Source organism: Bradyrhizobium sp. WCU1, from assembly GCF_053474805.1.
Window position 1 is genome coordinate 3,518,146 of record NZ_CM130280.1, and the last position, 23,697, is coordinate 3,541,842.

Here is a 23,697-nt window from a genome sequence, read left to right on the forward strand (position 1 = left end):
GGCGCCCCGTTTTGCGGAGCGCCCTGTTCTCTTCGGCTGCAGCCTCAGGTGTTCATGGAATCGAAGAATTCCGAATTGCTCTTCGTGTTCCGGAGCTTGTCGAGCAGGAAGTCGATCGCATCCATGGTGCCCATCGGATTGAGGATGCGGCGCAGGACGTACATCTTCTTCAGCACCTGCGGATCGGTGATCAGCTCCTCCTTGCGGGTGCCGGAGCGGGCGATGTCGATCGCCGGGAAGGTCCGCTTGTCCGAGACCTTGCGGTCGAGGATCAGTTCCGAGTTACCCGTTCCCTTGAATTCTTCGAAGATGACTTCGTCCATGCGGCTGCCGGTATCGACCAGCGCGGTCGCGATGATGGTCAGCGAACCGCCCTCCTCGATGTTGCGCGCGGCGCCGAAGAAGCGCTTCGGACGCTGCAGCGCGTTGGCATCGACACCACCGGTCAGCACCTTGCCGGATGACGGCACCACGGTGTTGTAGGCCCGGCCGAGGCGGGTGATCGAATCGAGCAGGATCACGACATCGCGGCCATGCTCGACCAGGCGCTTGGCCTTTTCGATCACCATCTCGGCGACCTGGACGTGGCGCACCGCGGGCTCGTCGAAGGTCGACGACACCACCTCGCCCTTCACCGAACGCTGCATGTCGGTGACTTCTTCCGGGCGTTCGTCGATCAGAAGCACGATCAGATAGCAGTCCGGATGATTGGCGGTGATCGAGTGCGCGATGTTCTGCATCAGCACCGTCTTGCCGGTGCGCGGCGGCGCCACGATCAGCGCGCGCTGGCCCTTGCCGATCGGCGCGACGATGTCGATCACGCGGGCCGACAGGTCCTTCTTGGTGGAATCCTCAAGCTCCATGCGGAAACGCTGATTGGGAAACAGCGGCGTGAGGTTGTCGAAATTGACCTTGTGCTTCGACTTTTCCGGGTCTTCGAAATTGAGCGTGTTGACCTTCAGCAGCGCGAAATAGCGTTCGCCTTCCTTCGGGCTGCGGATGTGGCCTTCGATCGTGTCGCCGGTGCGCAGGCCGAAACGGCGGATCTGCGACGGCGAAACGTAGATGTCATCGGGGCCCGGCAGATAGTTCGCGTCGGGCGAACGAAGGAAGCCGAAGCCGTCGGACAGCACCTCGACGACGCCCTCACCGATAATGTCGGTCTCGGCGATCGCCAGCTGCTTGAGAATTGCGAACATCAGCTCCTGCTTGCGCATGGTGCTGGCATTCTCGACCCCATTCTCTTCCGCGAAGGAGACGAGCTCGGCCGGCGTTTTCGATTTGAGGTCCTGGAGTTTGATTTCCCGCATCGGGGTCGTCCTGTGAGGAAGTAAGTAGGGAAGGGGTGCGAGGTGGCTTGGAAAAAGCGGACGCCAAAGGAAGGTCCGCAGGTCTCAGCCAGGAAAGTGCCGTTTGGGCTTTCAAACCTGATGCGGCGCCGGCCCGAAAAGAACCGAAACGCGACCACATCCGCCTGCGTGGGGTGGGATAAAACCTATATAGAAAATCGATCCGTCCTTCGCAAGAAGGACTGAAGCATGCTTCTTGGGCATCGCAATGTCTAGAACGGCTTCACGACCACCATGATCACGATCAGGATCATCAGAAGCGTCGGCACCTCATTGATAATGCGGTAGAATTTCTGGGTTCGCTGATTCCGGTCCGCGGCGAAGTCCTTCACGCAGCGAGACAAAAAGCCGTGGATACCCGACATGGCGAGCACCAACGCAAATTTGACGTGAAACCAGCCCGATAGGTACCAGTGTCCGGCCCAGGCCAGATAAAGCCCGGCAAGCCAGGTCACGATCATCGCGGGGTTGATGATCGCCCGCAAAAGCCGCCGTTCCATGACCTTGAAGGTCTCGGACTGCTTCGAGCCGGCCTCGGCCTCGCAATGATAGACGAACAGCCGCGGCAGATAGAGCATTCCGGCCATCCATGAGATGACGGCAATCACGTGCAGCGCCTTGATCCAGTCGTACAACATCGCAGCGATGCCTTTCAGGGAACAGCTCGGCGGGAAACAGCTCGGACAGCCTCGGCGTTGCGAACTAAGCTTTGCAAGCGAGGGACGGATACATATCCGCACACACGGCTCTCCTAAACCTAATTAATTTTAGAATCTAAGGTTTGAGTCTTAGTGGCGGTGAATTTGACTCATGCAATACGATCCAGCCGTTCTTGCGGGCTTGTTCACATCCCTCAACATTCAGGCCGGCGGCGGCCGTTATCCGGAATCTATCCCTCAACTCAATCTGTTGCGGACCTCTGTGGCCAGCTTATGAAGAGACAAATCCACACCGGTTCACTATCATCTGTGCGATGACGTCGACTTATCCTTTTCGGCGGTGCTGTGAAGAAGGGGACGAGATATACAGGGACCTGGCGGCGGACCCGGAATCTTCTCCTCGACCTCCACAGGGATTCACAGGATAGACAGGGGCTCTGGTGCCGACGACATCCAATTATTTCCACCTCCATCTGGTGTCGGACTCGACCGGCGAGACGCTGATCACCGTGGCGCGCGCGGTCGCCGCGCAGTACGCCAACGTCACCGCGGTCGAGCATGTCTATCCCCTGGTGCGTAGCCAGAAGCAGCTTGATCGCGTGCTCGACGAGATCGAGGAATCGCCCGGCATCGTGCTGTTCACGCTGCTGGAGAAGGACCTGGTCGGACGGCTCGAAGGCAAGTGCAGGGAGATCAACGTTCCGAGCCTGTCGATCATCGGGCCGGTGATGCAATTGTTCGAGGCGTATCTGGGTGCTGCGACGACCGGGCGGGTCGGCGCGCAGCACGTGCTCAACGCGGAATATTTCGCCCGCATCGATGCGCTGAACTTCACGATGATGCATGACGACGGTCAGCATGTCGAAGGCCTCGAGGAGGCCGATGTGGTGCTGGTCGGGGTGTCGCGTACCTCGAAGACGCCGACCTCGATCTATCTCGCCAACCGCGGCATCAGGACGGCAAACGTGCCGCTGGTGCCGGGCATTCCGCTGCCGCACCAGCTCGAGACCCTGAAGAAGCCGCTGGTGGTCAGCCTGCACGCGACGCCCGAGCGCCTGATCCAGGTCCGGCAGAACCGCCTGCTCACGATGGGCGACCGCGACAACGACACCTATATCGACAAGCAGTCGGTGGCGGACGAGGTCGCCTTTGCCCGGCGCCTGAGCGCGAAATTCAACTGGGCGCTGCTCGACGTGACGCGGCGTTCGATCGAGGAAACCGCCGCTGCCGTGATGAAGCTCTATAACGACCGCCAGCGCGCGCGGCCGTCGGAGTGATCGCCAAATCATGAGCATCTGGCGTGGTCCCCAGGAGCTGATCCTCGCGTCGCAGAGCCGTGCGCGACGGATGCTGCTCGAAAACGCCGGTCTCGCCTTCGAGGCGTTGCCGGCCGATATGGACGAACGCGCGGTGCAGAAGAATTCCGGCCTTTCGGCGCCGGGCGAGGTCGCGTCGCTGCTGGCGCGCGAGAAGGCGCTGTTCGTCTCGAGGCAGAAACCTGGTCAATATGTCGTCGGCGCCGATCAGACGCTGGCGCTGGGCGAACGGATGTTCAGCAAGCCTGCCGGCCGCGCGCAGGCAGCCGAACAGCTCGGTCAGTTGGCAGGCCGGACTCATGAACTGCATTCCGCTGTCTCGGTGGCGCGCGATGGAAAGATCCTGTTCGACGATGTGAGCGTCGCCCGGATGACGATGCGCCAGCTCGCTGCCGGCGAGATCGAGGCCTATCTCGACCAGGCCGGGGAGGCGGTGACGACCAGCGTCGGCGCCTACCAGCTCGAAGGGCTCGGCGTGCATCTGTTCGAGCGGATCGAAGGCGACCATTTCACCATTCTCGGCCTGCCGCTATTGTCGCTGCTCGCATTCCTGCGCCGCGAGAAGCTGCTCGCGGTGTGAAGGTGCCGAGGCCCGGCGACGGAGAGATGCTGAACCGATGCTGATTTTGGGACTGACCGGCTCGATCGGGATGGGGAAATCCACCACGGCCAAACTGTTCATCGAGGCCGGCGTGCCGGTCTACGACGCCGATGCGGCCGTGCATCAGCTCTATGAGGGCGAAGCCGCGCCGGTGATCGAGGCCGCGTTTCCCGGCACCACCGCCAACGGCAAGGTCGACCGCGCAAAGCTCTCGGCCCGCGTGGTGCAAGACCCGGTGGCGATCAAGCAGCTCGAGCAGATCGTGCATCCGATGCTCGGCGCATCGCGCCAGAAATTCTTCGCCGACGCGGAGGCGGCCGGCGCGCCGATCGTCGTCCTCGACATTCCGCTGCTGTTCGAGACCGGCGGCGAGAAACGGGTCGATGCCGTCGTCGTCGTCACCACCTCGCCGGAACTGCAACGCGAGCGCGTGCTGGCGCGCGGCACCATGGATGCCGCCAAGCTGGAGGCCATCATCGCAAAGCAGATGCCCGATGCCGAGAAGCGCAAGCGCGCCGATTTCATCGTGGATACCTCGCACGGACTTGATCCGGTGCGGGCGCGCATCCGCGACATTCTGGCCGAGGTTGTTAAGATGCCGCAGCGGCGGGCCTGATTCGCCCGCGTTTCGGATTACCTCACGTCATGCGCGAAATCGTTCTCGATACCGAAACCACTGGCCTCGATCCGCTGCGCGGCGACCGGCTGGTCGAAATCGGCTGCGTCGAGATATTCAACCGCATGCCGACGGGGCAGACCTACCACGTCTACATCAATCCCGAACGCGACATGCCGGCGGAAGCATTCGCTGTGCACGGGCTGTCGACCGAGTTCCTGGCCTCCAAGCCGCTGTTCACCGAAGTGGTCGACGAGTTCCTGGCCTTCATTGGCGATACGCCGCTGGTGATCCACAACGCCTCGTTCGACATCAGCTTCATCAACGCCGAGCTCGACCGCATCAAGCGCAAGGCGATTCCGAAGGACCGGCTGGTCGATACGCTGCTGCTGGCGCGGCGCAAGCATCCCGGCGTGTCGAACCGGCTCGACGATCTCTGCTCGCGTTATCAGATAGACAATTCCCGCCGCACCAAGCACGGCGCCTTGCTCGACGCCGAGCTGCTGGCCGAGGTCTATATCGACCTGATCGGGGCGCGGCAGTCGCAGCTCATCCTGGCATCGGAAGCATCGGACGCCCGCGCGGGCAGCCACAGTGATGCGCCGCGGCGGCAGCGCGAGATCCCGCTGGTCGCGCGGGTCAGCGAGGTCGACCGGGAAGCCCACCGAGCCTTTGTCGCCACCCTGGGCGACAAGCCGATCTGGAACGATTATTTGCCGCCGCCGGCAGCTGCTGAAGCCCCGGCGGCTTGAAATCTCTGGTTACATTGTGGGCTGTAACTCTTCGTCATTGCGAGGAGCGCAGCGACGAAGCAATCCATCTATCCCTTCTGGGCACAATGGATTGCTTCGCTGCGCTCGCAATGACGGGGGTAGGGTACCCGATCAGCTCGGCTTTGCGCCGGATGCGGCCTGGGCGGCGGCCTGCCGTTCCATGTTCTGACGGTAGAGACCGACGAAGTCGACGGGGTCGAGCAGCAAGGGCGGGAAGCCACCGTCGCGCACCGAGGTCGCGACGATCTCGCGGGCGAACGGGAACAGCAGCCGCGGGCACTCGATCATGACCAGCGGGTGCAGGTTCTCCTTCGGTACGTTCACGATCCGGAAGACGCCGGCATAGGCGAGGTCGAAGCTGAACATCACCTTGCCGCCGGTCTCGGCCTTGCCCTCGATCGAGAGGATCACCTCGTACTCGTTCTCGGAGAGGTTGTTGGCACCGACATTGATCTGGATGTTGATCGCCGGCTGCTGCTGCTGCTGTCCGAGCGAGGCCGGCGCGTTCGGGTTCTCGAACGACAGGTCCTTGGTGTACTGCGCCAGCACGTTGAGCTGGGGAGCGGCCTGTTCGACGGGGGCGCCGTTGCCATTGGTCATGAAATGTCTCCTGGAGCAGCGCTCGATGGACAGGATGTCCGACGGCACGCGTTGAGGTTTGGAAATGCCGATGCCGGCGAGTGGCTATCATAGGCCCGGCTCGGTCCACAAGGACGACGAGCGCGCACGCCGCGGGGCGTTGCGGCCAAATCTCCGGCGAAGGCTTGTGAGCACAGCTCCGCCCAATCTCTTAACGGCTTCCTAAATTATTGAAGATGCGCGATTTCCAGGCAGGAACGGGTTTCCCCCCGGGGTTAAAACGCGCTACACTTGCCCGTGCCAAAAAGCGCCATTGGCCGGGCATAGTTTCGTGCCTACATGCTGCGGACTTAATCGGTGATCTAATCTCTGCCGTTCCCGACCGGGAACGCTTTGATGTCCGGCCCGTTGCCGGCAGAGACCAGAAAGCGAATTCGACGTGGATATCTACACCATCATCTTCCTGGCGCTGGCCGTATTTATCTTCCTGCGCCTGCGCAGCGTTCTCGGACAGCGCACCGGAAGCGAGCGGCCGCCGTATGATCGTGCAGCACCCAACGTCCTGCAGCGCGGCCAGGACAACAACGTCGTGCCGATCCCGGGATCGGTGATCGATCAGCCGGCTCCGGCCGCACCCGCCGAACCGGTCGAGCCGACCGAACGCTGGAAGGGTATCGCCGAGCCCGGCACGGCGCTGGCGCAGGGTCTTGATACGGTCGCCGCCCAGGATTCCTCGTTCGATCCGCGGCATTTCCTCTCGGGCGCCCGCTCGGCCTATGAAATGATCGTGCTGGCCTTCGCCAATGGCGATCGCCGTGCGCTGCGCGACCTGCTGTCGACCGAGGTCTATGAAAGCTTCGAGGCCGCGATCAAGGACCGCGAGAAGCACGAGCAGAAGACCGAGACGCGGTTCGTCTCGATCGACAAGGCCGAGATCGTCAGCGCGGAGACGCGCGATCGCTCGACCCAGCTGACCGTCCGCTTCGTGTCGCAGATGATCTCGGTCACCCGCGACAAGGCGGGAACCATCGTCGACGGCAGCCCGGACAAGGTCGCCGACATCACCGACATCTGGACATTCGCCCGCGACTCGACTTCCCGCGATCCGAATTGGAAGCTGGTTGGCACTGGAAGCGCTCACTAGACATCTCAGCTACGGGCGCCTCGCGATCGCGTGTTGCGCGCTCGCGGTTGTGTGCTCCACCGCGGCGATCGCCGCGCGCTACAGGTCGAGCCGGCACCCGCCGCTCCGGCACGAGCAGTCCCACCCGATCCCCTATCCCGATCTGGAATTGCCGCTGCAGGTCAGCGGCAGCCAGTATGAGCCGCTCGCCTGGACCAATGTCGCCGGCTGGGGCGACGACGATCATCTCGCCGCCTACAAGGCGTTCCGCACGAGCTGCAAGCCGATCGCGGCCCAGCAGGGCGCGCCGGCGGAATCGAAAGCGCTCGGCAGCTCGCTGCGCGATCCCTGCCGGATCGCCAAGGGGCTCGAGCTCAGCGACGGCGTCAAGGCAAAGGAATTCTTCGAGCAGAACTTCGTGCCGCTGCGGATATCGCGGCTCGGGGAGGAGGCCGGCTTCGTCACCGGCTATTACGAGCCGGTGCTCGACGGCTCGAAGACGCAGACCGAGGTCTACAACGTTCCGGTCTACCGCCGCCCGTCCAACCTGTTCGTGCGCGGCAAGACGCAAGCCTCCGTCGGCCTGCCCAACAGCGGTCCGGTGTACCGCAAGATCGGCCGGCGCAAGCTCGTACCGTATTACGACCGCGCCCAGATCGAGGACGGTGCGATCGCCGGTCGCGGGCTCGAGATCGCCTGGCTCAAGAGCCAGACCGATCTCTTGTTCGCCCAGATCCAGGGTTCGGCGCGGATCAAGTTCGAGGACGGCACCACGCTGCGCATCAATTACGACGCGCATAATGGCTACCCCTATACGCCGGTCGGACGCGTCCTGATCGACCGCGGCATCATCCCGCGGGAGCAGATGTCGATGCAGAAGATCCGGGAGTGGATGGAGCAGAACCCCGAGGGTGCCAACGAGGTACGGCGGCAGAACCGCGCCTATGTGTTCTTCCGCGAGGTGCCGCTGTCGGACAAGGACGAAGCGGTCGGCGCGCAGGGCGTGCCGCTGACGCCCGGTCGCTCGATCGCGGTCGACAAGGCGCTGCATGTCTACGGCACGCCGTTCTTCATCGCCGGCCAGCTGCCGATCGAATCCGAGCTGTCGAAGACCCCGTTCCACCGGCTGATGATCGCGCAGGACACCGGATCGGCGATCGTCGGCCCGGCGCGCGCCGATCTCTATTTCGGCGCCGGCGCCGACGCCGGAAAGGTCTCGGGCCGGCTGCGGCACAATATGCAGTTCGTGATGCTGGTCCCGAAAGGTCTCGATCCCGTCGCGCGCGGCCGCAAGCTGCCGATCCCCGACGAGCGGCCGTCGGCCAAAATTGCGAAGCTGTTTCCGCAGACCGATCCGCAGAAGGACAAGCCGGCGGCGAAACCTGCTGACGCGCCGACGGGGACCATCGCCAAGGCCGGCAGCAAGGACGCGGCCAACAGCGCCGCCAGGAGCCCGGCGGCGAAGGACGCCGCGCCCGCCGCTGCTCCAACAACAACCCCTGTCGCGCAGGCCGCGCCTGTGGCAGAACCAGTGCCGTTGCCGGTCGCCCGGCCTGACATTCCGCAGCAACCGGAGAAGCGGCGCACCAGGCGCTATCGCCATCACCGCGAGCAATGAAACGACCCGCGCCGATCCCCGACCTGTCCGCTCCGTCGCGGCGCAAACGCGCGCTGAGCGAGGAGGAACGTGCGCTCTGGGAGAGCGTCGCGAAACAGGTCAAGCCGCTGCGCAAGCGACCCGCCGCACCGAAGGCCCACGCCGTCGCGGCTGATCCCGCCAGCCATCACGCCGCGGCCAAGCCGATTCCGGTCAAGCCAACGGCACCTGCAAAGGCCGTGTCGACACCGCGCCCACAGCCGCCGCTGGCGCCGATCGGCCGCCGCGATCGCGCGAAACTGTCGCGCGGCAGGCAGGAGATCGATGCGCGGCTCGATCTGCATGGCATGACCCAGATGCGCGCGCATCGCGTGTTGTTCGCCTTCCTGCAGCGCGCGCACTCCGAGGGGCTCACCTTCGTGCTCGTCATCACCGGCAAGGGCAAGGTCGGTGGTCTCGAGTCCGAACGCGGCGTGCTGCGCCGCCAGGTGCCGGAATGGCTCAGCCTGCCGGAATTCCGCTCGCTGGTGGTCGGCTTCGAGGAAGCGCATATCGGACATGGCGGCGAGGGCGCGCTCTATGTGCGGGTTAGGCGCGCGCGCTGAGCATGATCCGGAAGATCAGAATGGACGCACGATCCCGACGCGCGGGATCAGCGTGATGATCCAGCCGAGAATTGTCGTCTTGCGATCGTCCGCCGCGATCATCGGCACGTCCTTCGACGCCGGCAGCATCTTCACGGCGTGCAGCATCAGGAACATGCAGACCGCCCAGTTCGAGATCCAGCGCGAATAGTCGAACACGGTCACGAACATCACGACATAGCCGGCGCTTATCATGACGAGCGCGGCGAGCACGATGCGGCGATGCAGTTTGCTGGCTAGCGCTTCGATCAACCGCGAGAAATAGCGCCACAGCGGCGCATGCAGCCAGATCAGCAGCGCGAACACCGGAATGCCGAGGATATTCGAGGGCATCCGCGCCCAGGTGTCGGCGAACTCCTTCGACAGCGGCTGGTACCAGATGTAGCCGAACTGCAGCAGATCGGTCCGCGATGGATCGGCCATCCGGCTTTGCAGGTGGCGGAGGAATTCGTCATAGGGCACGTCGACGGTGCCTTCGAATTGCGCGACCAGGAACAGGATGCCGACCGCGGCGAGCGCTACAAGCCCGACGGCGATGTTTCGCGGCGTCGTGCCCTGCATCAGATAGAAGCGCAGCACCACGATCGCTGCGATCGCTGGCACATACATCAGGACGAAGATGTGATGAACCAGGATCAGCACGATCGAGAACAGCGCTGCAATCAGCACGTACAGGACCGAGCGCGCCGGGATCAGCAGCAGCACGATCGTCAGCGCACAGCCATAGATGTCGAAATGGCCGAGCGTGTGCATGAAGTTCTTCAGGAAGAACGGCGACCCGGCGATGAACACGAACAGCGGCTGATGCGCGTCGTCGAAGCCAAATGTGCGGTGAAAGAGTTTGAGGAACAGTCCAAGCGTCAACAGCCAGATCGCGCCGGCCAGCGCGAACACCAACCACACCGGCACCTTGTCGGTGAACAGCGACACGATCGCCCCGACCAGCGCGCGCTTGGTGAAGCCGTAGTGATAGTCGACCAGCAAGTGGATGTAGGGGACGAAGGGCGGCAGCGCGATCTTGTGCAGGAACACCCCGACCAGCACGGCCGCGTTGACGGCCAGCATCAGGCGCCAGGGGTTTTGCGTCACCCACAGATTCATTGATCGCCCACTCTCGTCGTCCCGGCGAAGGCCGGGACCCATAACCACCGATGGTAGTTTTAGAAGGAATGTCGGCCCGAGTCTTGGTCACTGCTGACTTCGGGGGTTATGGGCCCCGGCCTTCGCCGGGGCGACGAGAGGCTGCAACCGCCTACAAAATAAACCGGCTGAGATCGGCGTTCTTCGCGAGATCGCCGACGTGCTTGGTCACGTAGTCGGCGTCGACCTGGATGGTCTCGCCGTGGCGATCCGGGGCGGTGAAGGAGATCTCGTCGAGCACCCGCTCCATCACGGTCTGCAGCCGCCGCGCGCCGATATTCTCGACCGTGGAATTGACCGCCACCGCGACGTCGGCAAGCGCGTCGATCGCGCCGTCGGTGATGTCGAGCGTCACGCCCTCGGTCTTCATCAGCGCGACGTATTGCTTGATCAGCGAGGCCTCCGGCTCGGTCAGGATCCGGCGCATGTCGTCGCGGGTCAGCGCCTGCAGCTCGACGCGGATCGGCAGGCGGCCCTGCAGCTCCGGCAGCAGGTCCGACGGCTTGGCGATGTGGAAGGCGCCGGATGCAATGAACAGGATGTGGTCGGTCTTGACCGCGCCGTGCTTGGTCGAGACCGTGGTGCCCTCGATCAGCGGCAGCAGATCGCGCTGCACGCCCTCGCGCGAGACGTCGCCGCCGGCGCGGTTCTCGCGCACGCAGATCTTGTCGATCTCGTCGAGGAACACGATGCCGTTGTTCTCGACCGCGTTGATCGCCTCCTGCACCAGCTGGTCGGTGTCGAGCAGCTTGTCGGATTCCTCGTTGACGAGAATCTCGTGCGAGCCTTCCACGGTCAGGCGGCGGGTCTTGCTGCGTCCGCCCATCTTGCCGAAGATGTCGCCGAGCGAGATCGCGCCCATCTGGGCGCCGGGCATGCCGGGGATCTCGAACATCGGCATGCCGCTGCCCGACGACTGGGTCTCGATCTCGATTTCCTTGTCGTTGAGTTCGCCGGCGCGCAGCTTCTTGCGAAACGATTCACGCGTTGCCGGGCTCGATCCCGGGCCGACCAGCGCATCCAGCACGCGCTCCTCGGCGGCGAGCTGGGCGCGGGCCTGGACGTCCTTGCGCTTGCGCTCGCGGGTCTGCGCGATCGCAACCTCGACCAGGTCGCGGACGATCTGCTCGACGTCGCGGCCGACATAGCCGACCTCGGTGAACTTGGTGGCCTCGACCTTGAGGAACGGTGCGGCCGCGAGCTTGGCCAGCCGCCGCGCGATCTCGGTCTTGCCGACGCCGGTCGGCCCGATCATCAGGATGTTCTTGGGCAGAACTTCCTCGCGCAGGGAGCCGGCAAGCTGCAGCCGCCGCCAGCGGTTGCGCAGCGCGATCGACACCGCACGCTTGGCGTCGGCCTGGCCGACGATGAAACGGTCAAGTTCAGAAACGATTTCGCGGGGGGAGAAGTCGGTCATTGGCTCTAGCTAGGTTGAAACAACTGTCTCGGCAAGCGCCGTTCCGCGCCTGTTGTTTGAGCATGATCTTTTCGGAAAACCGCTTCGCACTTTTCCGGCTCATGCTTTGGTTCATTTGTCGCGGACCATCAATAGCGCCGGCCCGTCAGGCGTCTCGACCATGCCGGCTTCCTGGAAGCCGGCCTTCGCATAGGCGCGCACGGCGCGGGCATTGACCGGATTGGGATCGGCGACGATGCGCGGCGCGCCCCGTGCCAGCCGTTCCTCGACAAAGGCGCGGATCAGCGCCGAGCCGTGGCCACCGGCCATCATATCCGGTTCGCCGATGAAGAGATCGATGCCGCGGGTGCCCACAGGTTGCACGCCGAGGCCGCAATTCCATTCCGTCAGGTCGTAGCACTGCAGGTAACCAAAATCGTTGCCCTCGGCGGCGACGATGAACTGGTCCATCGCCGGCTCGCCGAGGTCGCCGCTGACCAGCGCGTATTGCTCAGCCGGATCGCCCCACCACTCCCGGACATGCGGATGCGCCAGCCACAGCTTGATCAGTGGCAGGTCGGCCGTCGTCATCGGGCGGAAATGATAGCGGCCGGCCATGCTCAGCCGCCGATCGTCTCGATCGTCACGTTGCGGTTGGTGTAGACGCAGATATCGGCGGCGATATCCAGCGCGCGGCGGACGATGGTCTCGGCGTCCTTCTCGGTATCGACCAGCGCACGGGCTGCGGCGAGGGCATAATTGCCGCCGGAGCCGATCGCCATGACGCCGGATTCCGGCTCCAACACGTCGCCGGTGCCGGTCAGCACCAGGGAGACGTCCTTGTCGGCCACGATCATCATGGCCTCGAGCCGGCGCAGATAGCGGTCGGTCCGCCAGTCCTTGGCGAGCTCGACGGCTGCCCGGGTCAGTTGCCCCGGATATTGCTCCAGCTTGCTTTCCAGCCGCTCGAACAGGGTGAAGGCGTCGGCGGTGGCGCCGGCAAAGCCGCCGATCACGTCGCCCTTGCCGATCCGGCGAACCTTCTTGGCGTTGGCCTTGATCACGGTCTGGCCGATCGAGACCTGCCCGTCGCCGCCGATCACCACCTTGCCGCCCTTGCGGACGGTGCAGATCGTGGTGCCATGCCAGACCGGCAGCTCGTTTTGGGATGCTTGCATAGGTTACCTCTCTCGGGGGCAGATTTAGGTGGTCTGCAAGAGGGTTACAATCGGCCGATTTGGCGCGGAATCTCGGTCACCATAGGCCGAAGTTGGGCACTTTTGGCGTCATCCCGCAGTAGCGAAGGTGACATCAGCCTGTTAAAAGACCGGCGTTTTCGGCACGGGAAAGCTCAATCTTCATGCGCACGGCAACCATCAAGCGCAAGACCAAGGAGACCGACATCGAGGTGACGGTCAACCTCGACGGGGCAGGCGTATCCACGGTTTCGACCGGGATCGGCTTCTTCGACCATATGCTCGACCTCCTCGCCCGGCATTCGCGCATCGACATCACCGTGAAGGCGGATGGCGATCTCCATGTCGATTACCACCACACCACGGAAGACGTCGGAATCGCGCTCGGCCAGGCCGTCAAGCAGGCGCTCGGCAACATGGCCGGCATCACCCGCTACGCCTCGATCCACATGCCGATGGACGAGACGCTGTCGCGCGTCGTGATCGACATTTCCGGCCGCCCGGTGCTCGTGTTCAAGGTCGAGTTCCCGCGCGACAAGATCGGGGAGTTCGACACCGAGCTGGTGCGCGAGTGGTTCAACGCCTTCGCGATGAACGCCGGCGTGACTCTGCACGTCGAGACCCTATATGGCGAGAACAGCCATCATATCTCCGAGTCCTGTTTCAAGGGTTTGGCGAGGGCGCTCCGGACCGCGGTTGCGATCGATCCGCGCGCCCAGGGCGAAGTGCCCTCGACAAAGGGTCAGCTCGGCGGCTGATCCGCGGGAGCATGAATCCGGGCACGGTGCCACCGGTTTTCCCGGAGATCATGCGGCAAGTAAGAGTCCATCCTCGGCGGAGCGTTCGATGCCGGTCTATACAGTGCATGCCCCCGTGGCCCACGGCGCCGATCTCGCGGTGACCGACAAATTCGTCTTCGTGCGCGACGGCTTCCATGTCTGGGCCGCCGTCGCGGGTGCGCTCTGGCTGGCCTGGAACAGGCTCTGGCTGGCGCTGATCGGCTGGATCGTCCTTACCTTCGCGATCGATTATGCGCTGGCCAAGCTCGGGATCGGCCGCGGCGCGATCGTGCTCGTCGATCTGGTGTTGATGGTGCTGATCGGGCTGGAGGCCGCAACGTTGCAACGCTGGACGCTGTCGCGGCGCAAATGGCGCCAGCTCGACATCGTGCTCGCCGACAATGTCGATGCCGCCGAACGCCGCTTCTTCGAGCGCTGGACCGCGCGGCATCGCGGCGTCGTCAACGACCAGCGCGCGGTCGATCGCGGCGGCCCGCCGCCGACCCGGGATGTTCCGGGTCAATCATTCTCAAAACCCCCGCCGATGCCGCAGGGCGGCATCATCGGATTGTTTCCAGAGCCAGGAGGATCACGATGACCGTCGCAATCATCGATTACGGCTCCGGCAATCTGCATTCGGCGGCGAAGGCCTTCGAGCGCGCCGCGCGCAGCATGGAGGATCCGCAAGCCATCAAGGTGACGCGCGATCCCGACGCGGTGTATCGCGCCGATCGGATCGTGCTGCCCGGTGTCGGCGCGTTCGCCGATTGCCGCCGCGGCGTCGACGCGGTCGACGGCATGCTGGAAGCGCTGACCGAGGCGGTGCGGGTCAAGGCGCGGCCGTTCTTCGGCATCTGCGTCGGCATGCAGCTGATGGCGACGCGCGGCAAGGAGCACGTGATCACCGAAGGCTTCAACTGGATCGGCGGCGATGTCGTCAAGATCGAGCCGCGCGACGAGAACCTGAAGGTCCCGCACATGGGCTGGAATACGCTCGACATGGTGCGCGAGCACCCGGTGCTGGAGCGGCTGCCGCTCGGGCCGAAGGGGCGCCACGCCTATTTCGTGCACTCCTACCACCTCAACGCCGCCAACGAGGCGGACGTGCTGGCGCGCGCCGACTATGGCGGGCCGGTGACCGCGATCGTCGGCAAGGACACCGCGATCGGCACCCAGTTTCACCCCGAGAAGAGCCAGCGCTTCGGCCTCGCTCTGATCTCCAATTTCTTGAAGTGGAAGCCGTGATTCTCTTTCCAGCGGTTGATCTGAAGAACGGCCAGTGCGTGCGCCTGGAGCAGGGCGACATGGCGCGCGCCACCGTGTTCAATCTCGATCCGGCGGCGCAGGCTGCAAGCTTCGCCGCGCAGGGCTTCGAATATCTCCATGTCGTCGATCTCGACGGCGCGTTTGCCGGCAAGCCGATGAATGCCCATGCGGTGGAGGCGATGCTGAAGGCGGTCACTATGCCGGTGCAGCTCGGCGGCGGCATCCGCGACCTCACAACCATCGAGGCCTGGCTCGACAAGGGCATTACGCGCGTCATCATCGGCACGGCCGCGGTGCGCGATCCCGAGCTCGTGAAGGGCGCAGCGAGAAAATTCCCCGGCCGCGTGGCGGTGGGCCTCGACGCGCGCGACGGCAAGGTCGCGGTCGAAGGCTGGGCCGAGACCTCGCATGTCACCGCGCTCGAGATCGCGCAGCGTTTCGAGGATGCCGGCGTTGCCGCGATCATCTTCACCGACATCGCGCGTGACGGGCTGCTTAAGGGCCTCAACCTCGATGCGACCATTGCGCTCGCCGACCGCATCTCGATCCCGGTGATCGCCTCCGGCGGCTTCGCCTCGATCGACGACGTCAAGGCGCTGCTTGAGCCTCGTGCCAAAAAACTCGCCGGCGCCATCGTCGGCCGCGCGCTCTATGATGGACGACTTGATCCCGCCGCCGCGCTTCAACTGATCCGTTCCGCGGTCTAGGAGACTGCCATGTTCAAGGTTCGCGTGATCCCCTGCCTCGACGTCAAGGACGGGCGCGTGGTCAAGGGCGTCAACTTCGTCGACCTGCGCGACGCCGGCGATCCGGTCGAGGCCGCGATCGCCTATGACGCCGCCGGCGCCGACGAGCTGACCTTCCTCGACATCACCGCCACCCATGAAAACCGCGGCATCATGCTGGACGTGGTGCGGCGGACGGCGGAGGCCTGCTTCATGCCGCTGACCGTCGGCGGCGGCGTCCGCACCGTCGACGACATCAAGACCCTGCTGCGATATGGCGCCGACAAGGTCTCGATCAATTCGGCGGCGGTCAGCCGCCGCGAGTTCGTCAAGGAAGCCGCCGAGAAGTTCGGCGAGCAATGCATCGTGGTTGCGATCGACGCCAAACGGGTCAAGCGCGCCGGCGGCTCCGACCGCTGGGAGATCTTCACCCATGGTGGGCGTAATGCCACCGGGATCGATGCCATCGAATATGCCCAGGAGGTCGTAGCCCTCGGCGCCGGCGAAATCCTGCTGACCTCGATGGACCGCGACGGCACGCGACAGGGCTTTGATCTGCCGCTGACCCGGGCGATCGCGGACAGTGTCCCCGTACCGGTCGTCGCGTCCGGCGGCGTCGGCAATCTCGATCATCTCGTCGATGGCGTCCGCGAGGGTCACGCCACCGGTGTGCTGGCCGCGTCGATCTTCCACTTCGGGGAATTCACCATCCGCCAGGCCAAGGATCACATGGTGCGCGCCGGCCTGCCGATGCGGCTCGATCCCTAGCGCGTGGCTCGGAAACACAGTGATCTGGGACTCCTTGTCACAAAAATGCTAAGTCCCCAGTTAGGGATGGCACCTTGGCGGTGCCGATGCGCATGCTTGAGTTGAGTTGATGTCGCGTTTCACGGTCCACGATCTGGCCGCCACCATCGACGCCCGCGCTGCATCGGGCGGCGAGGCGTCCTATACCCGCAAGCTGCTCGACAAGGGCGCGGAGCACTGCGCCAAGAAACTGGGCGAGGAAGCGGTCGAGACCGTGATCGCCGCAGTCGAGAATGACCGCGATCATCTCATCGCGGAAAGTGCCGATCTGGTGTTTCACCTGCTGGTTCTCCTGAAATCACGCGGCGTGAAGCTGGAGGATGTCGAGGCTGCGCTGGAGAAGCGCACCGCGATGTCCGGACTGGAAGAGAAGGCATCGCGCAAGCGCGATTGATCACGGGAGGGCCTCATGGACATCCGGGCACCAGATCAACAGTACAACCCCTACCGCGTCTTCACGCGCCAGCAATGGTCGCATCTGCGCGACGATACGCCGATGACGCTGGAGCCCGGCGAGTTCGACCGCCTGCGCTCGATGCACGACCGCCTCGATCTGCAGGAGGTCGAGGACATCTACCTGCCGCTGTCGCGGCTGCTCTCGATCTATGTCGATGCCACCCAGCGGCTGTATTATTCGCAGCGCCAGTTCCTCGCGATCCGCGATCGCAAGATGCCCTACATCGTCGGCGTCGCCGGTTCAGTTGCGGTCGGCAAGTCCACCACCGCGCGCGTGCTGCAGGCGCTCTTGGCGCGCTGGTCGCCGCGGCCGAAGGTCGATCTGATCACGACCGACGGTTTCCTGTTTCCCAATGCCGTGCTCGAGCGGCAGGGCATCATGCAGAAGAAGGGCTTTCCGGAAAGCTACGACCTGCCGACGCTGCTGTCGTTCCTCAGCGACATCAAGGCCGGACGGCGCCGGGTGCGCGCGCCGGTCTATTCGCATCTGACCTACGACATCGTGCCGAACAAATGGGTCGAGATCGACCAGCCCGACATCCTGATCGTCGAGGGCGTCAACGTGCTGCAGACCGGGCGGCTGCCGCGCGACGGCAAGGCGGTGCCGTTCGTGTCCGACTTCTTCGACTTCTCGGTCTATATCGACGCCGACGAGGCCGTGCTGCGGAACTGGTACATCAAGCGCTTCCTGGCGCTGCGCGATACCGCGTTCACGGATCCCCGGTCCTACTTCCACCGCTATGCGCTGCTGTCGGACGAGGAAGCCACCGCGACCGCGATCGCGATCTGGGAGCGCACCAACCTCGCCAATCTCGAGGACAATATCCTGCCGACCCGCCCGCGCGCGACCCTGATCCTGAAGAAGGGGGCCGATCATGTGGTGCAGTCGGTCGCGCTGCGGCGGCTGTAATTCTTAGCCACTCAAGCTTGCCACATCACAGCTGTCGTCCCCGCGAAAGCGGGGACCCATAGCCACAGCTGTTTGCGATTCGCAGGCTGTGGCCGCAACCGATCGCCAAACTCGCTTCAGTGGTTATGGGTCCCGGCCTTCGCCGGGACGACGCGGAATTTGCGGCACCTACGCCGCGATATGCCGCCCTGCGGCGAGGCCCGCGAGGGCTTCTTCCAGCTTCTCGCGGTCGAGCGGCTTGATCAGGAAGCCGTCCATGCCGGCCTCGAAGCAGGCATAGCGATCTTCCACCATCGTGTTGGCGGTCAGCGCCAGGATCGGCGTCCGGCGTCCGGACAGCCCGCCGGATTCTTGCGCGCGGATCTGCCTGGTGGTCTCGATGCCGTTGAGGCGCGGCATCTGGATATCCATCAGCACGAGATCGTAAGGCGTGCCGGCCGATGTCGCCGAAAGCCAGGATTCCATCGCCTGCTCGCCATTGGTCGTGATGACCACGTCGTGGCCGAGCCGCGCGAGCAGCGAGCGCATCAGGAGCGCGTTGATCTCGTTGTCTTCCGCAACCAGGATCGAGAGCCCCTTGCCTGCCGGCGCGGCCGCCGGTGCGGTCGGCGCGGGCTCGGTGACAGCCTCGATCACAAGGCTTGGCGCGGCGATTTCCGGTGACGCGGTCAGGCGCGCGGCGAGCGACGATGCGCGCAATGGCTTGACCAGATAGCCGGTGAACATCGCTGTCTCGAAGGCCGCGAAGTCCTGCCGCGTCGCCGGTGTGACCATCACGATGCGATGCGTTGCGTGGATGCGGGCCGCTTCGGCGAATGCCTCGATCGCCTGCGTGCCGAGCGTGTGGTCGATCAGCACCGTGTGCCAGCTTCGCTCCGGCAGCAGCGCTTCGGCGACATCGGCATCCGACACGATGCAGGTCTGCGCGCCCCAGCGCTGCAGCCGCCGCGAGATCAGCGACGCCTCGATGCTGTGCGGCGCGACCAGCATGATCGACTGGCCGGCGAGATCGGGCGCGGTGAAGCCGTCGGCCTCGCCGGTGTCGGCGGCGGCGAGCGGGATCGACACCTCGAAGGTCGAGCCTGAACCGGGCGTGCTTGCCAGCGTGATGCGGCCGCCCATGCGCTTGACGATGCGGTCGCTGATCGAGAGGCCGAGACCGGTGCCGCCATAGCTGCGGGCGATGCGGTCGTCGGCCTGCTCGAACTCCCGGAAGATGCGCTGCTGCGCCTCCGGTGCGATGCCGATGCCGGTATCGCGAACCAGGAAGCTGATCTCGTTCGGCCAGATCCCGGGCTCGACGATCAGCGCCACGCCGCCGGTCGCGGTGAACTTGATGGCGTTGCCGGCGAGATTGAGCAGCACCTGGCGCAGCCGCGCGGCGTCGCCGGTCACCTGCATCGGCAGCCGCTCGTCGACATAGGCGGCGATCTCGATGCCTTTGGTTTGCGCGCGCGGCGCCAGCAGTTCGGTGATGTCCTCGATCAGGCCGGACAGCGCAAAGGCGCGGTGTTCGAGATCGATCTTGCCGGCTTCGATCTTGGAATAGTCGAGCAGCTCCTCGATCAGCGCCATCAGCGCATCGCCGGAGGTCTTGACCGCCTTGACGTAGGTCACCTGCTCCGGCGTTAGCTGCGTGTCCATCAACAGCCCGCTCATGCCGATGATGCCGTTCAGCGGCGTGCGGATCTCGTGGCTCGCCATCGCCAGGAAGCGCGACTTGGCGCGGTTGGCGGCGTCGGCCTGATCACGCGCCTCGGCCAGCGCGCGCTCGCTCTCGGTGCGGTCGGTGACGTCGCGGCCGACGCTCTGCATCTCCGCCGGCGCGCCGGCATCGTTGCGCACGAGGCCCTCGCGCCAGGCGATCCAGCGCGGTCCGAGCGGTCCGTCGATCTTCTGGTCGTAGACCCGCGTGCCGTTGGATTCGAGCGCGGTGTCGCCCTGCTCGAGCACCTTGAGCGTGTCGGTGCTGCCGATCAGTTCGCTGCGGGAAGTCTGCGCCAGCTCGCAATAGGAGTCGTTGGCATAGGTGATGCGGCCGTCGAGGTCGCGCAGCACGATCAAATCGTCCTGCGCCTCGAACAGGGTGGAGGCGCGCTGCTCGGCTTCCTGCAGTTCCCAGTTGCGGTCGGCCATCGCCTCGTTGTGCATGGCGATGGTGCGCAATCTCGTGCGCATCAGCCGCAGGCGGATGCCGAGCGTCACGATCCAGAGGCAGGCCAGCGCGAACAGGAAGCTGACGCCGATCGCGAATGTATTGGGGTCATAGCCGCTCTGTTGCGAGAGGGCGCCGGAAATGAAGCCGAACGCGCTGCCGAACGCGATGGAGAAGATCGTGAAGGAGCGGATGATCGTCGCGACCCAGGAATGGCGCCGCAGGAAGCGGCGAAAGCGCAACTTGATCCGGAAGAAACGCCCCATCAATGGTGGTCCTGAGAGTACCCGTTCTGGTGCCGACGATGCGTCGGCGATCTTGCAAAGTGCTTGAGGTTGGTGGCCTTTTCGGGCAGCCCTCGGAACAGGGTTAGCGGAGGGTTAACTGCGCCATGGTCTGGCGGCGGAAGCGCGTGTGAGGTGCGAGCGATGCCGCGTCGAGGCGGCGATGGCCGCCGCGGGCGCTGACGATCAGGGCCGCGGCATCGCGCGCGGAGAACGTCTTCGACTGCACGTAGACGCGGTAATCGAACGGACCGTCGTGGGAAAGATAGATGACCGGACCGGTTGCGGTCGGCTCGCTCGAAATCCCGATCAGCTGCGGCACCGCGTTGCTTTCGCAGGCGCCGGCCTCGGCATCGTCGATGTCGTCGATCACGGTGAAGTCGGCCGCGTCGGCGCTGTCGGCGATCCGGACCCGGACGGTGGCAAGGTCGGGGTCGTCGGTGAAGCTGACGTGAAGCTGCGCCTGCCAGGGCACCGATGCGATCTGCATCGTGGCGCCGCCGGCCTCGATGCAGGGCCGGGGACCCGGCAGGAATTCAGCGCGGGCAAATACCGCGGCCACGGCAAGCGGGACCACCGAGGCCAGAACCTTCATACGCAACATGACACAACTCGCTCGACCCAAGCGTGCCGCGGATCGCGGTGCTTATGGTTTGCGGAGCGTAAATGAGAGTGGTTACCGTGCAGTTGACGCGCGCGATTCCGCCGCGAATTGAAACAGGCTTGGGTCTTGGTCAGGCGGCGCGGCGCAAATCGTCGGCCAATGCACGATAGGACAGCGCTTCGGCGAGGTGCAGCCGGCCGATCGTCTCCGCGCCGTCGAGATCGGCGAGCGTGCGCGCCACCCGCAGCACGCGGTGATAGCCGCGCGCGGTGAGGCGCATGGTGTCGGCCGCCTCGCGGAGCAGCTTCTGACCGTGCGCGTCGGGCTGCGCGATGGTCTCGAGCAGCGCGCTCGGTGCTTCCGCATTGGTGCGGATCTGCGGCATGCCGGCCGCAGCATAGCGTGCGAGCTGGATGTCGCGCGCCGCCGCAACACGCGCGGCGACCTCGGCCGAGCCCTCCGCCGGCGGCGGCAGGATCAGGTCCGCCGCGGTCACGGCGGGCACCTCGATCCGCAGATCGATGCGGTCCATCAGCGGGCCCGAGATCCGCATCTGGTAGTCGGCGGTGCAGCGGTCGACAGGTGCGCGCTTGCAGGAATAGCCGGGCTCATAGGCGTGGCCGCAGCGGCACGGGTTCATCGCCGCGACCAGCATGAAGCGCGCCGGATAGGTCACGCGATGGTTGGCCCGGCTCACCGAGACCTCGCCGTTCTCCAGCGGCTGGCGCAGCGAATCCAGCACCCGCGGATCGAACTCCGGCAATTCGTCGAGGAACAGCACGCCCTGATGCGCGAGCGAGATCTCGCCCGGCTTGGCGCGCATGCCGCCGCCGGTCAGCGCGGCCATGCTGGCGGAATGATGCGGGCTGCGGAACGGGCGCCGCGCCGTCAACGCGCCGTCGCGGATCTCGCCGGCGACGGAGGCGATCATCGAGACCTCGAGCAATTCGGACGGCGACAGCGGCGGCAGGATCGAGGGCAGCCGCGCCGCCAGCATCGACTTGCCGGCGCCGGGCGAGCCGATCATCAGCAGATGATGCCCGCCGGCGGCCGCGATCTCGAGCGCGCGCTTGGCGCTCTCCTGGCCCTTGATGTCGCGCAGGTCGAGCAGCGTTTCCTCGCGCGCCTCGTTCTGGTCTTGCACCTTCGGCTGCGGCCGCGACAGCAGCTGCGTGCCCTTGAAGTGGTTGGCGATCTGGATCAGCGAGTGCGCCGCGATGATCTGGATGTCCGGGCTTGCCCAGGCGGCTTCCGAGCCGCAGGCGGCCGGACAGATCAGCCCCTCGTCGCGCGAATTGGCGCCGATCGCGGCGGGCAGCACGCCCGCCACGGCTGCGATCGAGCCGTCGAGCCCGAGTTCGCCGAGCACGGTGAAGCCGCTCAGCGCATCCGGCGGGATCGCCCCGATCGCCGCCATCAGGCCGAGCGCGATCGGCAGGTCGTAATGGCTGCCCTCCTTGGGCAGGTCGGCCGGCGCGAGGTTGACCGTGATGCGGCGGGCGGGCAGCGCCAGCCCCGAGGCGATCAGTGCCGAGCGCACCCGCTCGCGCGCCTCCGACACCGCCTTGTCAGGCAGGCCGACGATCGTAAACGCCGGCAGTCCCGGCGCGACCTGGACCTGCACGTCGACCGCGCGGGCCTCAATCCCCTCGAATGCGACGGTGGAAACCCGCTGGACCATGCTGCCCCTATCTTCCGCAATTAAGGGTAGTGGAAACTGGTGGAAAGCGCAAGAACATTACGGGAACAAACTTCAGCGGCAACCTCCTCATGGTAAGGATGCTGCCGACGAAGCTCTTGTGAACTGAAGTGAGGGCAATGTGTCCCGTTACAGCCAACTCTACATTGATCAAGCAGGACCGGTATCGGACAGCCCGCGCGCTCGCCGACGCGTCGGAAAGCTGATGGAGAGAGTCAGCACCGACGACACCACGCCAGAACTGCGAGATCTCTTGGAGCGCGAGTTGGGAATTCGGGTAAAGGCTACCTACAATATCGAATGGATCTCATTTTGCGAGAAATGCGACGTTCGCGACTTTCTTGATTGCATTACACTCGCCAATACTTTCTTCGTAAAGAGAGGCCAATCGGCCGGAGCACGCCTTTGGCAGCTGGAGGTTCGGCGCATCTTTACTGAAGAACGCCTTGCGTATGAAATCGATGAAAGTTGCGTTGTCCATCCAGCCGTAGACCAAGAATTTCAGAGGAACCGTCGGTCCACCTTGGCTGGACTCCAGAATGCCCGATATTCGAACAGCCTAGCGGCATTCGAACGAATATCCGACCAACTGGCGGAGCAGCCTCCTAATGGAAAAGACGCTTGGCGAGCAATTTTTAGCGCGGTAGAGGGGCTTTTTCGTCTGATGTTTCCTTCTGCGCCCCAGTTAAATGCCGGAGCTGCGGAAACTCACCTAGGTTCGACTATTCAGCAGACGCACGCGAACGACGCAACCGCAATGCGAGCAGCTAACAAACAGCTGGCATCGTTCAGGGACTGGATAGATTCCTCGCACAATTATCGCCATGAGCAGGGTAGTGAAGAGCCGGTTCAGCCGCCCATTGATCTCGCGATTTTGGCGATAAGTAATGGTACCGCGTTCTTGCGCTGGCTTATTCACTTGGATCAAGCAAATAGCGCTAAGCCTTGAAGGTGCCTGATGTGAGATATTGTTAGCTTTTCCGTGAGGGTGACAAGCTGTCACCCTCACGGAGCCTCGTACGA

The 23,697-nt window shown here is 64.5% G+C and carries 25 protein-coding genes; 15 read left to right on the forward strand and 10 right to left on the reverse strand.

The features are described from left to right. Positions 1-44: 44 nt before the first annotated feature. Both rho and hemJ read right to left on the reverse strand, forming a co-directional pair. Entirely contained in the window at positions 45-1,310 is a 1,266-nt protein-coding gene (gene rho / locus ACTUWL_RS16330; RefSeq protein WP_021078151.1) for a transcription termination factor Rho, read from the reverse strand. Positions 1,311-1,561: 251 nt separating this feature from the next. After that, on the reverse strand, positions 1,562-1,984 hold the full coding sequence (hemJ, locus tag ACTUWL_RS16335) for a protoporphyrinogen oxidase HemJ (protein WP_035650863.1): 423 nt from the start codon (positions 1,982-1,984) through the stop codon (positions 1,562-1,564). A 464-nt stretch (positions 1,985-2,448) separates the two neighbouring features. Between hemJ and ACTUWL_RS16340 the strand changes: the two genes are divergently transcribed. The 4 genes from ACTUWL_RS16340 to dnaQ are packed head-to-tail and all read left to right on the forward strand — an operon-like array spanning position 2,449 to position 5,293. Next, the gene (locus ACTUWL_RS16340) at positions 2,449-3,285 is read left to right on the forward strand and encodes a pyruvate, water dikinase regulatory protein (RefSeq protein WP_021078153.1); all 837 of its coding nucleotides are present in this window, start codon (positions 2,449-2,451) and stop codon (positions 3,283-3,285) included. 10 nt (positions 3,286-3,295) lie between these two features. Further along, on the forward strand, positions 3,296-3,904 hold the full coding sequence (locus ACTUWL_RS16345) for a Maf family protein (RefSeq protein ID WP_021078154.1): 609 nt from the start codon (positions 3,296-3,298) through the stop codon (positions 3,902-3,904). 37 nt (positions 3,905-3,941) lie between these two features. Beyond that, positions 3,942-4,541: a dephospho-CoA kinase gene (gene coaE / locus ACTUWL_RS16350; protein WP_021078155.1), complete on the forward strand. Its 600-nt coding sequence runs from the start codon at positions 3,942-3,944 to the stop codon at positions 4,539-4,541. A 29-nt stretch (positions 4,542-4,570) separates the two neighbouring features. Continuing rightward, positions 4,571-5,293 carry a DNA polymerase III subunit epsilon gene (gene dnaQ / locus ACTUWL_RS16355; protein ID WP_021078156.1) on the forward strand — a complete coding sequence of 241 codons (723 nt, stop codon included), beginning with the start codon at positions 4,571-4,573 and terminating at the stop codon, positions 5,291-5,293. A 132-nt stretch (positions 5,294-5,425) separates the two neighbouring features. Here the strand turns inward: dnaQ and secB are convergent, their stop codons facing one another. Continuing rightward, positions 5,426-5,914, reverse strand: coding sequence for a protein-export chaperone SecB (secB, locus tag ACTUWL_RS16360; RefSeq protein ID WP_021078157.1), 489 nt, complete (start codon positions 5,912-5,914; stop codon positions 5,426-5,428). A gap of 418 nt (positions 5,915-6,332) precedes the next feature. On the opposite strand from secB, the gene ACTUWL_RS16365 reads away from it, so the two are divergent. The 3 genes from ACTUWL_RS16365 to ACTUWL_RS16375 are packed head-to-tail and all read left to right on the forward strand — an operon-like array spanning position 6,333 to position 9,218. Next, entirely contained in the window at positions 6,333-7,037 is a 705-nt protein-coding gene (locus ACTUWL_RS16365) for a Tim44/TimA family putative adaptor protein (RefSeq protein ID WP_021078158.1), read from the forward strand. Then, the gene (mltA, locus tag ACTUWL_RS16370; RefSeq protein WP_021078159.1) at positions 7,015-8,634 is read left to right on the forward strand and encodes a murein transglycosylase A; all 1,620 of its coding nucleotides are present in this window, start codon (positions 7,015-7,017) and stop codon (positions 8,632-8,634) included. The genes ACTUWL_RS16365 and mltA overlap by 23 nt, the downstream gene beginning before the upstream one ends. Further along, positions 8,631-9,218, forward strand: coding sequence for a Smr/MutS family protein (locus ACTUWL_RS16375; RefSeq protein WP_021078160.1), 588 nt, complete (start codon positions 8,631-8,633; stop codon positions 9,216-9,218). Before mltA ends, ACTUWL_RS16375 begins: the two co-directional genes overlap by 4 nt. Before the next feature lie 15 nt (positions 9,219-9,233). On the opposite strand, the gene ACTUWL_RS16380 is transcribed toward ACTUWL_RS16375, so the two are convergent. From ACTUWL_RS16380 to hslV, 4 genes are all read right to left on the reverse strand, one after another. Continuing rightward, positions 9,234-10,358 (reverse strand): hypothetical protein, encoded by a 1,125-nt coding sequence (locus ACTUWL_RS16380; RefSeq protein ID WP_021078161.1) that lies wholly within the window; start codon positions 10,356-10,358, stop codon positions 9,234-9,236. 151 nt (positions 10,359-10,509) lie between these two features. Further along, entirely contained in the window at positions 10,510-11,814 is a 1,305-nt protein-coding gene (gene hslU, locus ACTUWL_RS16385; protein ID WP_021078162.1) for an ATP-dependent protease ATPase subunit HslU, read from the reverse strand. Between the two features lie 111 nt (positions 11,815-11,925). Beyond that, complete coding sequence (locus ACTUWL_RS16390; RefSeq protein ID WP_021078163.1) at positions 11,926-12,411, reverse strand: GNAT family N-acetyltransferase; 486 nt, start codon at positions 12,409-12,411, stop codon at positions 11,926-11,928. A gap of 2 nt (positions 12,412-12,413) precedes the next feature. Next, positions 12,414-12,971 carry an ATP-dependent protease subunit HslV gene (gene hslV / locus ACTUWL_RS16395; protein ID WP_021078164.1) on the reverse strand — a complete coding sequence of 186 codons (558 nt, stop codon included), beginning with the start codon at positions 12,969-12,971 and terminating at the stop codon, positions 12,414-12,416. Between the two features lie 182 nt (positions 12,972-13,153). On the opposite strand from hslV, the gene hisB reads away from it, so the two are divergent. The 7 genes from hisB to coaA all read left to right on the forward strand — a co-directional run bounded on the left by hisB (position 13,154) and on the right by coaA (position 17,932). Continuing rightward, positions 13,154-13,747, forward strand: coding sequence for an imidazoleglycerol-phosphate dehydratase HisB (gene hisB / locus ACTUWL_RS16400; RefSeq protein WP_021078165.1), 594 nt, complete (start codon positions 13,154-13,156; stop codon positions 13,745-13,747). Between the two features lie 88 nt (positions 13,748-13,835). Continuing rightward, positions 13,836-14,366 (forward strand): DUF2628 domain-containing protein, encoded by a 531-nt coding sequence (locus ACTUWL_RS16405; RefSeq protein ID WP_021078166.1) that lies wholly within the window; start codon positions 13,836-13,838, stop codon positions 14,364-14,366. Then, complete coding sequence (gene hisH, locus ACTUWL_RS16410) at positions 14,363-15,013, forward strand: imidazole glycerol phosphate synthase subunit HisH (RefSeq protein ID WP_021078167.1); 651 nt, start codon at positions 14,363-14,365, stop codon at positions 15,011-15,013. The genes ACTUWL_RS16405 and hisH overlap by 4 nt, the downstream gene beginning before the upstream one ends. After that, on the forward strand, positions 15,010-15,741 hold the full coding sequence (gene hisA, locus ACTUWL_RS16415) for a 1-(5-phosphoribosyl)-5-[(5-phosphoribosylamino)methylideneamino]imidazole-4-carboxamide isomerase (protein WP_021078168.1): 732 nt from the start codon (positions 15,010-15,012) through the stop codon (positions 15,739-15,741). The genes hisH and hisA overlap by 4 nt, the downstream gene beginning before the upstream one ends. A gap of 9 nt (positions 15,742-15,750) precedes the next feature. Next, positions 15,751-16,527: an imidazole glycerol phosphate synthase subunit HisF gene (gene hisF / locus ACTUWL_RS16420; protein WP_021078169.1), complete on the forward strand. Its 777-nt coding sequence runs from the start codon at positions 15,751-15,753 to the stop codon at positions 16,525-16,527. A 109-nt stretch (positions 16,528-16,636) separates the two neighbouring features. Further along, positions 16,637-16,960 carry a phosphoribosyl-ATP diphosphatase gene (locus tag ACTUWL_RS16425; RefSeq protein WP_021078170.1) on the forward strand — a complete coding sequence of 108 codons (324 nt, stop codon included), beginning with the start codon at positions 16,637-16,639 and terminating at the stop codon, positions 16,958-16,960. A gap of 15 nt (positions 16,961-16,975) precedes the next feature. After that, entirely contained in the window at positions 16,976-17,932 is a 957-nt protein-coding gene (gene coaA / locus ACTUWL_RS16430; protein ID WP_021078171.1) for a type I pantothenate kinase, read from the forward strand. A gap of 168 nt (positions 17,933-18,100) precedes the next feature. On the opposite strand, the gene ACTUWL_RS16435 is transcribed toward coaA, so the two are convergent. The 3 genes from ACTUWL_RS16435 to ACTUWL_RS16445 all read right to left on the reverse strand — a co-directional run bounded on the left by ACTUWL_RS16435 (position 18,101) and on the right by ACTUWL_RS16445 (position 22,656). Beyond that, a complete protein-coding gene (locus tag ACTUWL_RS16435; RefSeq protein WP_021078172.1) occupies positions 18,101-20,353 on the reverse strand; it encodes a PAS domain-containing hybrid sensor histidine kinase/response regulator in 2,253 nt (750 codons plus the stop codon). A gap of 103 nt (positions 20,354-20,456) precedes the next feature. Continuing rightward, positions 20,457-20,975: a hypothetical protein gene (locus ACTUWL_RS16440; RefSeq protein ID WP_021078173.1), complete on the reverse strand. Its 519-nt coding sequence runs from the start codon at positions 20,973-20,975 to the stop codon at positions 20,457-20,459. A 130-nt stretch (positions 20,976-21,105) separates the two neighbouring features. Further along, positions 21,106-22,656, reverse strand: coding sequence for a YifB family Mg chelatase-like AAA ATPase (locus ACTUWL_RS16445; RefSeq protein WP_021078174.1), 1,551 nt, complete (start codon positions 22,654-22,656; stop codon positions 21,106-21,108). Between the two features lie 223 nt (positions 22,657-22,879). Here ACTUWL_RS16445 and ACTUWL_RS16450 point away from each other — a divergent pair, with 223 nt between their 5' ends. After that, positions 22,880-23,623: a hypothetical protein gene (locus tag ACTUWL_RS16450; protein WP_448214046.1), complete on the forward strand. Its 744-nt coding sequence runs from the start codon at positions 22,880-22,882 to the stop codon at positions 23,621-23,623. Positions 23,624-23,697: the final 74 nt, after the last annotated feature.

Coding starts and splice junctions, on each gene's coding strand:
- rho (WP_021078151.1), bottom strand. CDS start 1,310: ATGCGGGAAATCAAACTCCAGGACCTCAAATCGAAAACGCCGGCCGAG.
- ACTUWL_RS16345 (WP_021078154.1), top strand. CDS start 3,296: ATGAGCATCTGGCGTGGTCCCCAGGAGCTGATCCTCGCGTCGCAGAGC.
- coaE (WP_021078155.1), top strand. CDS start 3,942: ATGCTGATTTTGGGACTGACCGGCTCGATCGGGATGGGGAAATCCACC.
- dnaQ (WP_021078156.1), top strand. CDS start 4,571: ATGCGCGAAATCGTTCTCGATACCGAAACCACTGGCCTCGATCCGCTG.
- secB (WP_021078157.1), bottom strand. CDS start 5,914: ATGACCAATGGCAACGGCGCCCCCGTCGAACAGGCCGCTCCCCAGCTC.
- ACTUWL_RS16375 (WP_021078160.1), top strand. CDS start 8,631: ATGAAACGACCCGCGCCGATCCCCGACCTGTCCGCTCCGTCGCGGCGC.
- ACTUWL_RS16380 (WP_021078161.1), bottom strand. CDS start 10,358: ATGAATCTGTGGGTGACGCAAAACCCCTGGCGCCTGATGCTGGCCGTC.
- hslU (WP_021078162.1), bottom strand. CDS start 11,814: ATGACCGACTTCTCCCCCCGCGAAATCGTTTCTGAACTTGACCGTTTC.
- ACTUWL_RS16390 (WP_021078163.1), bottom strand. CDS start 12,411: ATGGCCGGCCGCTATCATTTCCGCCCGATGACGACGGCCGACCTGCCA.
- hslV (WP_021078164.1), bottom strand. CDS start 12,971: ATGCAAGCATCCCAAAACGAGCTGCCGGTCTGGCATGGCACCACGATC.
- hisB (WP_021078165.1), top strand. CDS start 13,154: ATGCGCACGGCAACCATCAAGCGCAAGACCAAGGAGACCGACATCGAG.
- ACTUWL_RS16405 (WP_021078166.1), top strand. CDS start 13,836: ATGCCGGTCTATACAGTGCATGCCCCCGTGGCCCACGGCGCCGATCTC.
- hisH (WP_021078167.1), top strand. CDS start 14,363: ATGACCGTCGCAATCATCGATTACGGCTCCGGCAATCTGCATTCGGCG.
- hisF (WP_021078169.1), top strand. CDS start 15,751: ATGTTCAAGGTTCGCGTGATCCCCTGCCTCGACGTCAAGGACGGGCGC.
- ACTUWL_RS16425 (WP_021078170.1), top strand. CDS start 16,637: ATGTCGCGTTTCACGGTCCACGATCTGGCCGCCACCATCGACGCCCGC.
- coaA (WP_021078171.1), top strand. CDS start 16,976: ATGGACATCCGGGCACCAGATCAACAGTACAACCCCTACCGCGTCTTC.
- ACTUWL_RS16435 (WP_021078172.1), bottom strand. CDS start 20,353: ATGGGGCGTTTCTTCCGGATCAAGTTGCGCTTTCGCCGCTTCCTGCGG.
- ACTUWL_RS16440 (WP_021078173.1), bottom strand. CDS start 20,975: ATGTTGCGTATGAAGGTTCTGGCCTCGGTGGTCCCGCTTGCCGTGGCC.
- ACTUWL_RS16445 (WP_021078174.1), bottom strand. CDS start 22,656: ATGGTCCAGCGGGTTTCCACCGTCGCATTCGAGGGGATTGAGGCCCGC.
- ACTUWL_RS16450 (WP_448214046.1), top strand. CDS start 22,880: ATGGAGAGAGTCAGCACCGACGACACCACGCCAGAACTGCGAGATCTC.